Below are 12,091 nucleotides of genomic sequence, written 5' to 3'. Positions count from 1 at the left end.
CCGGGGTGACGACACTGATCCACCTATTGCGCGGGCGGTGCCGCGGGCGCTGCTGCGGGAGTCGGCGTTTCTGTAGCCGCTGCCGTGGCATCCGCACTCGCCGTCGGTTCCGGAGCTGCTGCACTGGCCCTGGCTTTCGGCGCGGGCTGCAAGGGTGGCGTACCGGTGGCGCCATCAAGGTCGATCATCGCGTCGCTGACGCTGCCCGGCAGCACTTCCCCGCCGGCGGCCTTGGCGGCGCCTTTCTCCGGCTCGGCGCTTTTCTGGCAGCCGCCCAGCGCGAGCAGCAGGACAAGGGCAGGCGCGATCTTCATTCCTTTGTCTCCACCACCGGCGGGCAGGCCACATCCAGCTTGGCCAGGAACGCCGGCAAGCGCGCCAGCAGGGCTTCGTCCCACTGCGCGCTGCTCACCTCGCGGCCCAGGTCCTTCAGGCTGGTGACGCCGAATTCCTCGATGCCACATGGCACGATCCCGCCGAAATGCGACAGGTCGGGCGAGAGGTTCACCGAAAAGCCGTGCATCGTCACCCAGCGGCGGATGCGCACGCCGATCGCGCCGATCTTGGCCTCGCGCCCGTCGGCCCCGGCGCACCAGATGCCGATGCGCCCCTCGGCGCGCCAGGCCGCCACGCCGAAATCGGCGAGCGTGTCGATCACCCAGCCTTCCACCGCATGGACGAACCCGCGCACGTCGCGCGCGCGCTGGCGCAAATCGAGCAGGGCATAGCCGATGCGCTGCCCCGGCCCGTGATAGGTGTAGCGCCCGCCGCGCCCGGCCTCGACCACTTCGAAACGCGGATCGAGCAGTTCGGCGCGGTCGGCGCTGGTGCCGGCGGTATAGACCGGCGGATGTTCGAGCAGCCAGATCAGCTCGGGTGCCGTGCCATCGGCAATCGCGGCGTTGCGCACGGCCATCGCCTCCAGCGCGGGGCGATAGGGCACCTGGGCGGTTTCACGAACGATCTCGAGCGTATCGGGCACAGTCATGGTGCCTTGCGACTTGGCCCCGAAGGAGCCGCAACGCAAGGGGCAAGGCGCACCGGGAAGAGTGGTGCACACCCGCGCGCGCTTTGCTAGGGCAAGGACGAACCGGAAACCAAGGAACACCTGTGAGCAAACCGTTGATCGCCCCGTTGGACAGCATGGCCGCCTGGCAGGATGCCCGGCGCCTGGTTTCGGCCAATGCCGATGTGCTGATGGCCATTGCCGGGGTGTTCTTCCTGCTGCCGCTGCTGGCCCTGGCGGTGTTCGTCGATCCGCCGGCTGTGACCGCGCAGATGACGCAGGCCCAGCTCGCGCAATCGATGCAGGATTATTACCTGCGCAACGCGCCGGTCATCCTGCCGCTGTCGCTGGTCCCGATCGTGGGCTTCATCGCCATGCTGGTGTGCATGCTTGATCGCAGCCGGCCCACCGTGGGCGAAGCGCTGCGCAATTGTGCCGCGCGCGTGCCGGCCTATTTCGCCTCGCAGATCATGGTCGGCCTGTTTGCCGCCGTGCTGATGATCGTGGTCAGCGGTGCGCTGATCGTGCTGCGCGTGCCCGCGCCAATCGCGGCCGGGGCCGGCATCGCCGCTGCCGTGTTCCCACTGCTGCGCACGATCATGGTTGGCCCGGTGCTGGGCGTGGGGCGCACCCACAGCCCGATCATGGCGATTCGCGCCAGCCTGGCGCTGACGCGCGGCAATACCGGCCGCATCCTCGCCTTCCTGGCGCTGGCCATGCTCGTCTATGTCGTGGCGAGCAGCGTGGTGATGATGGTGATCGGCCTGCTCAGCGCGCAAGTGCTGGGCGCCGAAAGCGAAAGCGCCCGCCTGCTCAACGAAGCGGTTTCCGCGCTGCTCAATGCTGTGGGGTCGACCTATTTCGTGGCGATGCTGGCGGGCATCCACGGGCAACTGACCAAGGACCTGCCCCGCCCCGCGCTGTGAGATCATGCAAAAACGCCCGCTCCGGTGAAGGAGCGGGCGTTTTTGCGTCAACAATGGAACGCAGCCGTTCCATTGTTCAGAAGGTCAGTCCTTCCACCCCCACGAGATCACGCAAGGGGGCACGTTGATCGGCTCGAACCCCTTGTCGATACGGTGGAAATAGCGGCTCATCAGCGCGCGGGCGCGGGCGGTGTACTGATAGACCAGGAACGCGCCGCCCGGGCGCAGCACACGCTGCGTGGCGGCCATGATCGCCGGCCCGACCCCTTCGGGCAGCGTCGTGAACGGCAGGCCCGACAGCACGTAGTCGGCGTGGTCGTAGCCATGCTGGCGCACGATGCTTTCCACGTCCGCCGCAGAGCCATGCACCGCGATGAAGCGGCTGTCACCGATGGTGCGCGCCAGATAGGTGATGAAATCGGGGTTGGTGTCGATCACGATCAGCCGCGCATCGCGGCGCAGGCGATCGAGCACCGGCTGGCAGAACGTGCCCACGCCGGGGCCGTATTCCACGAACAGGTCGCAGCGTTCCCAATCCACCTTGGACAGCACGCGCGCGATCGTGCGGCGCGAGGACGGCACGATCGCACCCACCATCACCGGGTGCTTGACGAACCCCTTGAAAAAAATGCCTGCCGGGCCGAACATCCGTTCTGCCTTGCGCCGTACCCGCTGATGCAAAGGAGCGCGCGCCGCCTGGGTCGAATTCATTGTGGACAGGCATCCCTATCTTCGTGCGTGAACCGCGCAAGTTGCAAATCCGTGGCACTATTGCAAGCGTTCGCCGCAAGGCCCAGCCCGTTGCGACGAACCGTTATAGCACAACAGCGATTCGCAACATCATGATCAGCCCGGCAATCCAGGGGTTTCCGGCACCGGCGTGAGCGCCCGCCCTTGCGCGAACCAGGTGGCAAGATTGTCGATCATCAACTGGCCCATGGCGGTGCGCGTGGCGACGGAGCCCGAGCCGATGTGCGGCAGCAGCACGGCATTGTCCTGCGCCACCAGCGCGGCGGGCACCTGCGGTTCGCGGGCATAGACGTCGAGCCCGGCCGCCAGGATCGTGCCGTCCTGCAAGGCCGCGATCAGCGCCGCCTCGTCCACCACGCTGCCGCGCGCAACATTGACCAGCACGCCCTGGGGGCCGAGCGCGCGCAGCACCGCCGCATCGACCAGGCCGGCCGTGGCCGCGCCGCCCGGCACCACCACCACCAGGACGTCGACCGCCTCGGCCAGGGCCAGCGCGCTGGGATACCAGGGATAGGCCACGCCATCCTGCCGGGTGCGGCCGTGATAGGCGATCGCAACGCCAAAGCCCTCCAGCCGGCGCGCCACCGCCTTGCCGATCGCGCCGAGCCCAAGGATGCCCACGCGGCGCCCGCGCAAGGTGGGGGAAAGCGGGAAGGCCCCATCCGGCTTGGTCCACAGCCCGGCGCGCAAGTGCCGCTCGGCCTGGGGAATGCGGCGGATCGTGGCGAGCAGCAGGCCCAGCGTCAGGTCGGCCACTTCCTCGTCGAGCACGCCGGGGGTGTTGGTCACCACCACCCCGCGCGCGGCGGCTGCGGCCACGTCGATATTGTCATAGCCGACGCCGAAATTGGCGATGATTTCCAGCGCGGGCAGGCGGTCCATCACCTCGGCACCCAGGCGGCCGAACAGCGTGTTGGTGGCCAGCGCGCGGATCGATCCGGCGGCGCGATCGTCCAGCCCCTCCCACAGGCGGTGCACCGCGAAAGCGGCCTCGAGCGGGGCCATGGTGAACGGCGGAAACGGCGCGGCGGCGAGAACGGCTGGCTTGGTCATGCCGCCATGGTAGCGCGCGAAAGCTTGAAAAGGCAGCCCTTTATCGGGCTGCCTCTCAGGGATAGCGCAGGCGGATCTTGGTCGAAAGGTTGGTGCGCGGCACCGCCAGGCGAACCGAGCGGAATTCCAGCAGGCTTTCGATCGAGTTGGGATTGCCGGAAAAGCCGAAGCCTTCGGCCGGCAGGCCCATCGGGCCGATGCGGTTGAGCGAGCCGGAATTGTCCTCGTCGTGATAGACGGCCAAGGCATAGATGCCGGGCTGGGGCAGGAACAGGCACATGCGGGTCTTTTCCGCCCGCGCCGGCACCCGGGCAACATAGAGCGAGCCGCCATCGATCAGGAATTTGCGCGCGTCGTCGGGATAGACGGTTAGCGCGATCACGCCGCGGTCGGAGCGTACCTTGTCGATCGTGACATTGAGCCAGGTGTCGCTGGGCGGGCCGACGCAACCGAGCGGCGGCAGGTGCACGCCATGGCTGGACGCCAGCGCAGTGCCCGGCAGCAGTGCCAGACTTGCGCCAAGCGCGACCAGGGCGCACCGGAAGGAATCGAACAGCGTTTTCACCCCGTTGTCGATGGCAAGCCCGGCCGCTGATGGCAAGAGGGCGCAGCCGCCAGAGCGGTGTTCGCCGCACGACCGTGGCATTGCTGCCAAAGTGTGCGGGCCAACCCCTATCGCCACGCTTTTGGACCGAACCACCGGCAATCGGCCCCGAAACCGGACAATGCGTGTGGAAAATTCCGCAAAGATTGCTTGTGGCGCCGATTCGCGGCCGTTAAGCGCCGAACGGCGCCCGCTTGGCGATTTGGCTGGTGCGGGCTATCTCTTACTCCCGTATGCGATCGGATCCGTCGTCGATGCCCCCCTTGATTTCCCCCTCGATCCTTTCTGCCGACTTTGCCCGGCTGGGCGAGGAAGTCCGCGCAATCGATGCCGCCGGGGCCGACTGGATCCACGTGGATGTGATGGATGGCCATTTCGTGCCCAACATCACCATCGGCCCGGCGGTGGTGAAGGCGTTGCGCCCGCACACCACCAAGCCGTTCGACGTGCACCTGATGATCAGCCCGGTGGACCTCTACCTGGAAGCCTTCGCCCAGGCCGGGGCGGACATCATCACCGTCCATCCCGAAGCCGGCCCGCACATCCATCGCACCGTCCAGGCGATCAAGGCGCTGGGCAAGAAGGCCGGGATCGCGCTGAACCCGGCCACGCCCGCCAAGATGCTGGATTACCTGATCGACGAAATCGACCTGGTCCTGATCATGAGCGTCAACCCCGGCTTTGGCGGGCAAAGCTTCATTTCCAGCCAGCTTCGCAAGATCGAGGCGGTGCGCAAGATGATCGACAAGACCGGCCGCCCCATCCACCTGGAAGTGGACGGCGGCGTGGACGCGACCACCGCGCCGCTCTGCGTGGCCGCTGGCGCCGATGCGCTGGTGGCCGGCACCGCCACGTTCAAGGGTGGGCCGGATCGCTATGCCGCCAATATCGCGGCGCTCAAAGGGATCGGCTGACCCAGTGGACGAGCCCGGCTTCTCCATCGCCCGTGGTCAGCCCGCCAAAGGCAAGGCGCGCGCCGTGGACGAAGCCAGCCCCGCCCTGCCCCTGGGCCTGGACCGCGAACCCCTGCGCCAGGATGTGCGCGAGGATGGCGCGACGCGCGCGATCCGTCCTCTCCCCCCCTTGATGCCTGCCGAAGACGAAGCGCCGCTGCGCCCCGAAGTGGTCGAGCCAGGCCGCGCCCTGGCCCTGGCCGATTTTTCCCCACCGGCGGTCAGCGCTGGAGAACGCTTGCTGCGCTTTGCCTATCGCCTCGGCCTGCCGGCCGGTGCCCTTCATCCGTTCCGCAAGCGCGCCCGCCCGCGCCTGACCGCCACAGTCAGCAATCCGCTTCCCGGCGATGCCGCCGCCGGCAAGGCCCTGCGCGCCGGGCATTTCCTGGTGCACGGGATGAAGGCGGCGATTGCCGATACCGAATTCACCGGGCCACGCCTGCCGCCGCCGTTCGAGCGCATGGTACACGGCTTTGCCTGGTTGCCCGATCTGGAAGCCAGCGGCCCGCGCGCGCAATGCACCGGCATCGCCGAGCGTGTGCTGGGCATGTGGCTCAATGCCAATCCCCAGCCCAACGCCAGCCCGGCGTGGGACGTGGGCCACACCGGCCATCGCCAGCTCACCTGGCTGATCCATGCCCCGCTGCTGCTTTCGGGCAGCGACAAGAAGTTCCGCAGCCGCGTGCTGCACGCCATGGCCGAGACCGCGCGCTGGCTCGATCGCAACGTGACGCGCGCCGACGACAAGCTGGGCGAAGTGGCCGGCTGGGCCGCGATCACTGCCACGGGCCTGCTGATGGCCGACGGCGGCCCGCGTCGCCTGTTCGGCGAGGCCGGGCTGATCCGCGCACTGGGTGACATGGTGGGCGACGACGGCGGCGTGCTCTCGCGCAGCCCGTTGGGCCAGATCGAGGCGATCACCATCCTGGTGCGCCTCAAGGCCTGCTACGCGGCCGTGCGCCGCGATCCGCCGCAGCAGATCGAGACGATCCTGTCGCTGCTGGTGCCACCACTGCTGGCCCTGCTCCACGGCGATGGCGCATTGGGCAGTTGGCAGGGCGCCGGCGCCGTGCCGGCCGACCAGATCGCCACCCTGATCAAGGCCAGCGGCGTGCGCACGCGCCCGCTGCGCGACGCGCGGCAATGGGGCTATCAGCGGATCACGGCGGGCAAGTCCGTGCTGCTGCTCGATGCCGCGCCACCGCCGATCGCCCGCCACGCGCGCGATGGCTGCGCTTCCACCCTGGCGTTCGAATTCAGCCACGGCGCCGAACGCCTGATCGTCAATTGCGGCGGCGCGGCCTTTGCCGGGGGCCTCATCCCGCTGCGCCTGGCCCAGGGCCTGCGCGCCACGGCGGCCCATTCCACGCTGACCATCGATGATTTCAATTCCACCGCCGTGCTGATCAACGGCAAGCTGGGCAGCGGTGTTTCCGAAGTGGAAGTGGACCGCCGCACGCTTCAGGCCGATGGCAGCTATGCCGCCGCCGCGCCGGGGCCGCAGGGCCAGTCGGCCACCCGGATCGAGGCGAGTCACAACGGCTATGTCAGCCGCTATGGCCTGCTGCACCAGCGCATCCTGATCCTGCGCGACGATGGCACCGAGCTGCGCGGCGAAGACCTGCTGGTGCCGCAGGGCAAGAAAGGCAAGCGCGGCATGATCGGTGTTGCCTTGCGCTTCCACCTCGGCCCGCATATCGAGCTGGCGCAAGGCCAGGACGGCCTTGGCGTCACTCTTGCCCTGCCCGACGGCGGCCTGTGGCAGTTCCGTTCGGGGCGTGAGCCGGTGACGATCGAGGAATCGCTCTGGGCCGATGGGCTGGGCCGCCCCCTGGGCACGCGCCAGCTTGTCATCACGGCCAAGATCCCGCGCAGTGGAGAAAGTTTCTCCTGGCTGCTCAAGAAGATGAGATAGGAATTTTCAACGTGAGCGATGTGACGATCCGGCGGGCGCTGCTTTCGGTGTCCGACAAGACCGGCCTTGTGGAGCTGGGCCAGGCGCTGGCCACGCACGGGGTGGAACTGGTGTCCACCGGCGGCACGGCCAAGGCGCTGCGCGAAGCGGGCCTGGCGGTGAAGGACATTTCCGAACTCACCGGCTTTCCCGAAATGATGGACGGCCGCGTCAAGACGCTGCACCCCAAGGTCCACGGCGGGCTGCTGGCGGTGCGCGACAATGCCGAGCATGCCGCCAGCATGGCCGAGCACCAGATCGGCGCGATCGACCTGGTGGTGGTCAATCTCTATCCCTTCGAAGCGACCGTGGCCAAGGGCGCGGACCGCGACGAAGTGATCGAGAACATCGACATCGGCGGCCCCTCGATGGTCCGTTCGGCGGCCAAGAACCACGATTACGTCACGATCCTCACCGATCCGGCCGACTATGCCACGGTGATCGCGGAGCTGGAACAGACCGGCGGCAAGACCTCGCTGCCTTTCCGCCGCGCCATGGCGGCCAAGGCCTATGCCACCACGGCGGCCTATGATTCGGCGATTGCCACCTGGTTCGCCACGGTCGACCAGCAGCAGCATTTCCCCCAGACGCTGGCCGCTGCGCACAGCCTGGTGACCACGCTGCGCTATGGCGAGAACCCGCACCAGTCCGCCGCGCTCTATGTGCCGCGCCGCAGCGCCGTGGTCGGCCTGCCCCAGGCCGAGCAGATCCAGGGCAAGGAACTGTCGTACAACAACTACAACGACGCCAATGCCGCGCTGGAACTGGTGGCGGAATTTGCTGCTGACAAGCCGACGGTGGTGATCGTCAAGCATGCCAACCCCTGCGGCGTGGCCAGCGCGGAAACGCTGCTCGATGCCTGGCAGGCCGCGCTCGCCTGTGACAGCGTTTCGGCCTTTGGCGGCATCGTCGCGGTCAACCAGCCGCTCGATGGCCCCACTGCCAACGCGATCTGCGAAATCTTCACCGAAGTGGTCGTGGCGCCGGGCGCCGACGCCGCTGCGCGCGAGGCTTTTGCCCGCAAGAAGAACCTGCGCCTGCTGCTCGTCAACGAACTGCCCGATGCCGCGCGCGCCGGCCTGATCACCGTGCCGATCGCCGGCGGCCTGCTGGTTCAGGATCGCGACAACGGCAAGATCAGCGCCAGCGACCTCAAGGTGGTGACGCAGCGCGAACCCACCGCGCAGGAATTGAAGGACGCACTGTTTGCCTGGACCGTGGCCAAGCACGTCAAGTCCAACGCCATCGTCTATGCCAAGGATGGCGTCACCGCCGGTATCGGCGCGGGCCAGATGAACCGCCGCGACAGCAGCCGAATCGCTGCTGCCAAGGCCCAGGAAGCGGCGCAGACCCACGGCTGGAGCGAAGCCCGCACGGTCGGCTCCGCCGTCGCTTCTGACGCCTTCTTCCCCTTCGCCGATGGCCTAATGGCCGCCGTGGAAGCGGGCGCGACCATGGTGATCCAGCCCGGCGGCTCGATCCGCGACGAAGACGTGATCAAGGCCGCCGACGAAGCCGGCCTGGCCATGGTCTTCACCGGCATGCGCCACTTCCGCCACTGATCGCTGGCGTTTGAACGACAAAAAAGGGGGGCGGCGCCTTTCGGCACCGCCCCCCTTTTTTGCTCCCCTCCCGCTTGCGGGAGGGGAGTCATCATTGCTGCGGCTTGTTGAGCACCGAATCCGGGTTTTCCTGGATGCGGATCTTGCCCATCGGCGGCTTGGGCGGCAGCGGGGTATCGGCGATCTGGGCAATGGCCGGAGCGGGCTTGGCGCCGGGCGCCGTCACGCGCCAGATCACGCCGCCGACGTCGTCGCTGACCAGCAGCGCGCCATCCTTGGCAAAGGCCACCCAAGTGGGGCGGCCATGGGCCTTGCCATCCTTGTTGAGGAAGCCGGTGAGCACGGGCGCAGGCGGCGCGGGCAGCACGTTGCCGTGGCTGTCGAAGCGCACGAAGACCACGTCATAGCCGGCCAGCGGACGGCGGTTCCACGAGCCATGGCGGGCGATGAACGCGCCACCGGCAAAGCGATCACCCATGGTGTTGCCGCCGCGCGCAAAGGCCAGGCCGAGCGGGGCGACATGCGCGCCCAGGCCGTATTCCGGCTTGCGCACGTATTCCATCATGTATTCCGGCATCGGCAAGTTCACGCGCCAGTCGATGTACTTCTTCCAGTACGCCCAAGGCCAACCGTACTGCGCACCGAGCGGCACGTTGGTGAGGTAATCGGGCACGAGATCGGGGCCGAGCATGTCGCGCTCGTTGACCACGGCCCAGAGTTCCCCGGTATAGGGATTGAAGTCCATGCCATTGGGATTGCGCATGCCGCCGGCAAACTGGCGCACGCGGTGCTTGGTGAAGTCATATTCAAAGATCGCGGCGCGATCGGCTTCGGCTTCCAATCCGTTGTCGGCAATATTGGTGCCAGATCCCACCGAGATGTAGAGCCGCTGGCCATCGGGGCTGAGCGCCAGGTTGCGCGCCCAGTGCATGCCGGACGGCGGCAGGTCCATGAGCTTTTCAGGCTTGCCCGGCAGCGTCGTCTGCCCCGGCTGGAACGGCCACGACACCACGCCATTGTGGTTGGCCACATAGAGCCGGCCTTCGCGCCAGACCATGCCGAATGGCGAATCGAGCGCCGGATTTTCCATCACGAAGCGCTGCGTCGCCTTGCCGCTAGCATCCTGACGGAGCACGACGATCTTGTTGGGGGAAGGCTCGCCCGCGCCGGCCTGGCTGAACAGGATGCCCGCGACAAGGCCGGTCAGGCCACCACCGGCCCGATCGCCCGCCGGGGCATTGGTCTCTGCCGTCAGCACGTCGCCATTGGGCAGAACCGCCAGGGTGCGCGGATGATCCAGCCCATCGGCAAAGCGCGTGACGACCAGACCCTGCGCCGCCACCGGGGTTTCACCGGCCTGCCAGCCGATCGGCTTGGCAATGCCCACGCCGGGAATCGTCTGGGGCGAAGGCTCGGCGATCTTGGGATGGGGGCCAGAGGTTTCGTCGGTGGTATATTGCGCGGCCGGGCCACGGATGGCCCAGGCCAGGAACGCGGCAATCGCGATCAGCAACAAGCCAAGGGCGATGAGGAACTTCTTGAGGGTGCTCATGCCGGCAAACTAGGGCCGCCAAGGCTTCGCTGCAATGACAGCTTGCGGGAAATGCGCTAGACGCTGGCGTCATGTACGATTTTCATTTCGATGCCGCCGACAAGCCCACGCTCTATGCCGATCTGGTCGCCGCCGCGCGCGGGCTGATCCATGGCGAAAGCGATGGCGTGGCCAATATGGCCAATGTCGCCGCGCTGCTGGCCATGGCCCTGCCCGATTGCAACTGGACCGGGTTCTATCGCCGGATCGGCGAGACGCTGGTGCTCGGGCCTTTCGCCGGCAAGCCCGCCTGCATCCGCATTCCACTGGGCCAGGGCGTGTGCGGCGCCGCGGCCGCCACCGGCGAAACGCAACTGGTGCGCGACGTCCACGCCTTTCCCGGCCACATCGCCTGCGACGCGGCCAGCGCATCGGAGCTGGTCGTGCCGATCAAGCGCGATGGCGTGGTGATCGCGGTGATCGATCTCGACAGCCCCACCCTCGCCCGCTTCGACGAGGAAGACGCACGCGGGATCGAGGCGCTGGCGGCCGCTCTGGCCGAGGCAATCTGAGGAATTAGCGACCCGCGTCGCGCAGGCTCTGCGCATAGAATGCCAGCACGGCAGGCGCATCCACCCCGGTGGCGACATGGACCGTGCCGTGCCTGGCAAAGCCCGGATCGCGGCTGCCGGGTGGCGCCATCACCGTGATTCCCGCCGCTGGCCCGGTTCCCGGCTCCACCCGCACCACGCCTTCCACGGTGGTATAGGCGGAAGGCCGCAGCGCATAGAACACCGCGCTCGAATCGTGCACCGGCATGCTGCCTTGCGCGTTCACATAGGTCTGCCGGGTGATCGCGCGGATCAGCGCGCCATCCTTGCCGGGCAGCGCGGCGAGATAAGCGCGGTCCATCACCGTGCGGATGGTGACGTCGAGTGGCACCAACGTGACCGGCCAGCCGGCGTTGATCACTTCATCGGCCGCTTCGGGATCGCCGCCGATATTGGCTTCTGCCACGCTGAACGGATTGCTGCCGCTGCGCTGTCCCTGATAGTTGTAGCCAAAGGCGCCGCCCATGATCACCACCCGCTTGACCAGGTGCGGCAGATCGGGCGCCAGGGCGAGCGCCGTGGCCAGGTTGGTGAGCCGCCCGACCGCCAGGATCGTCACTTCGCCGGGATGGGCGCGGACGAGATCAATGATCAGTTGCGGCGCGCTGCGCGGATCGAGCGCAGCACGCGGCACAGGCACAGGATAGTTGCCCAGGCCATTGGCACCATGAATCCAGGCGGGCGGCGGCGGCGTTGGGCCAATCAGCGGCTTGGCCGCGCCGCGCGCAACGGGGGCGGAAAGGCCAAGATAGTCTTTCAGGAACAAGGCGTTGCGCGTGGTATCGGCAATCTGCGCATTGCCGAATACGGTGGTCACGCCCAGCAGCGCCACATCCGGGCGCCGCGCCAGCAGGATCAGCGCCATGGCGTCATCGATGCCGAAATCAGCATCGTAGATCACCTTTTCCGGTATCGGCGGTTCCTGTGCGAATGCCGGCCCGGTCCCCAAGGCCAGGTTCAGCACCAGGCCAAGCAGGCGCCGACGGATGGAAAGGGAAACAGTCAGAGCCATGGGCCGGGGCACCTCGCGTCAACGGTCGATCGTTGACGCGGAACGTGGCCCGGCGATGGGCAGGGGAGCAAACGCAATGATCCGGACAAGGCGTTGCGAAAATTCGCGTGCCCCGCGCGCCCTATCCGC

General features: G+C 67.6%; 12 protein-coding genes. 5 read left to right on the top strand and 7 right to left on the bottom strand.

The genetic code is table 11. The features are described 5' to 3' along the window. Window positions 1–23: 23 nt before the first annotated feature. Both IE191_RS03265 and lipB read right to left on the bottom strand, forming a co-directional pair. A complete protein-coding gene (locus IE191_RS03265; RefSeq protein ID WP_191322908.1) occupies window positions 24–314 on the bottom strand; it encodes a hypothetical protein in 291 nt (96 codons plus the stop codon). Continuing rightward, window positions 311–988 (bottom strand): lipoyl(octanoyl) transferase LipB, encoded by a 678-nt coding sequence (gene lipB / locus IE191_RS03260; RefSeq protein ID WP_191322907.1) that lies wholly within the window; start codon window positions 986–988, stop codon window positions 311–313. Before lipB ends, IE191_RS03265 begins: the two co-directional genes overlap by 4 nt. Window positions 989–1,110: 122 nt before the next feature. On the opposite strand from lipB, the gene IE191_RS03255 reads away from it, so the two are divergent. Beyond that, entirely contained in the window at window positions 1,111–1,932 is an 822-nt protein-coding gene (locus IE191_RS03255) for a hypothetical protein (RefSeq protein WP_191322906.1), read from the top strand. Between the two features lie 84 nt (window positions 1,933–2,016). Here the strand turns inward: IE191_RS03255 and IE191_RS03250 are convergent, their stop codons facing one another. The 3 genes from IE191_RS03250 to IE191_RS03240 form a co-directional block, all read right to left on the bottom strand. Continuing rightward, window positions 2,017–2,643, bottom strand: a complete 627-nt coding sequence (locus tag IE191_RS03250) for a class I SAM-dependent methyltransferase (protein WP_191322905.1) — start codon at window positions 2,641–2,643, stop codon at window positions 2,017–2,019. A 135-nt stretch (window positions 2,644–2,778) separates the two neighbouring features. Next, window positions 2,779–3,735, bottom strand: a complete 957-nt coding sequence (locus IE191_RS03245) for a 2-hydroxyacid dehydrogenase (protein ID WP_191322904.1) — start codon at window positions 3,733–3,735, stop codon at window positions 2,779–2,781. Between the two features lie 55 nt (window positions 3,736–3,790). Beyond that, on the bottom strand, window positions 3,791–4,300 hold the full coding sequence (locus tag IE191_RS03240; RefSeq protein ID WP_229815073.1) for a DUF2141 domain-containing protein: 510 nt from the start codon (window positions 4,298–4,300) through the stop codon (window positions 3,791–3,793). A gap of 293 nt (window positions 4,301–4,593) precedes the next feature. Between IE191_RS03240 and rpe the strand changes: the two genes are divergently transcribed. The 3 genes from rpe to purH are packed head-to-tail and all read left to right on the top strand — an operon-like array spanning window position 4,594 to window position 8,808. Then, window positions 4,594–5,253 carry a ribulose-phosphate 3-epimerase gene (gene rpe, locus IE191_RS03235; protein ID WP_191322902.1) on the top strand — a complete coding sequence of 220 codons (660 nt, stop codon included), beginning with the start codon at window positions 4,594–4,596 and terminating at the stop codon, window positions 5,251–5,253. A 4-nt stretch (window positions 5,254–5,257) separates the two neighbouring features. Continuing rightward, window positions 5,258–7,207 carry a heparinase II/III family protein gene (locus tag IE191_RS03230; protein ID WP_229815072.1) on the top strand — a complete coding sequence of 650 codons (1,950 nt, stop codon included), beginning with the start codon at window positions 5,258–5,260 and terminating at the stop codon, window positions 7,205–7,207. 11 nt (window positions 7,208–7,218) lie between these two features. Further along, entirely contained in the window at window positions 7,219–8,808 is a 1,590-nt protein-coding gene (gene purH, locus IE191_RS03225; protein WP_191322901.1) for a bifunctional phosphoribosylaminoimidazolecarboxamide formyltransferase/IMP cyclohydrolase, read from the top strand. A gap of 91 nt (window positions 8,809–8,899) precedes the next feature. Here purH and IE191_RS03220 read toward each other — a convergent pair whose 3' ends face one another. Continuing rightward, the gene (locus IE191_RS03220; protein ID WP_191322900.1) at window positions 8,900–10,360 is read right to left on the bottom strand and encodes a PQQ-dependent sugar dehydrogenase; all 1,461 of its coding nucleotides are present in this window, start codon (window positions 10,358–10,360) and stop codon (window positions 8,900–8,902) included. 71 nt (window positions 10,361–10,431) lie between these two features. Here IE191_RS03220 and msrC point away from each other — a divergent pair, with 71 nt between their 5' ends. Next, window positions 10,432–10,911 carry a free L-methionine (R)-S-oxide reductase MsrC gene (gene msrC / locus IE191_RS03215; protein WP_191322899.1) on the top strand — a complete coding sequence of 160 codons (480 nt, stop codon included), beginning with the start codon at window positions 10,432–10,434 and terminating at the stop codon, window positions 10,909–10,911. A gap of 4 nt (window positions 10,912–10,915) precedes the next feature. Here the strand turns inward: msrC and IE191_RS03210 are convergent, their stop codons facing one another. Further along, the gene (locus IE191_RS03210; protein WP_191322898.1) at window positions 10,916–11,962 is read right to left on the bottom strand and encodes a nucleoside hydrolase; all 1,047 of its coding nucleotides are present in this window, start codon (window positions 11,960–11,962) and stop codon (window positions 10,916–10,918) included. Window positions 11,963–12,091 lie beyond the last annotated feature (129 nt).

Origin of the sequence: Novosphingobium pokkalii, assembly GCF_014652855.1 — a bacterium.
GTDB classification, from domain to species: Bacteria; Pseudomonadota; Alphaproteobacteria; order Sphingomonadales; family Sphingomonadaceae; genus Novosphingobium; species Novosphingobium pokkalii.
Note: the sequence above shows the minus strand (reverse complement) of the source record. Positions and strands in the feature narration are given on the sequence as shown.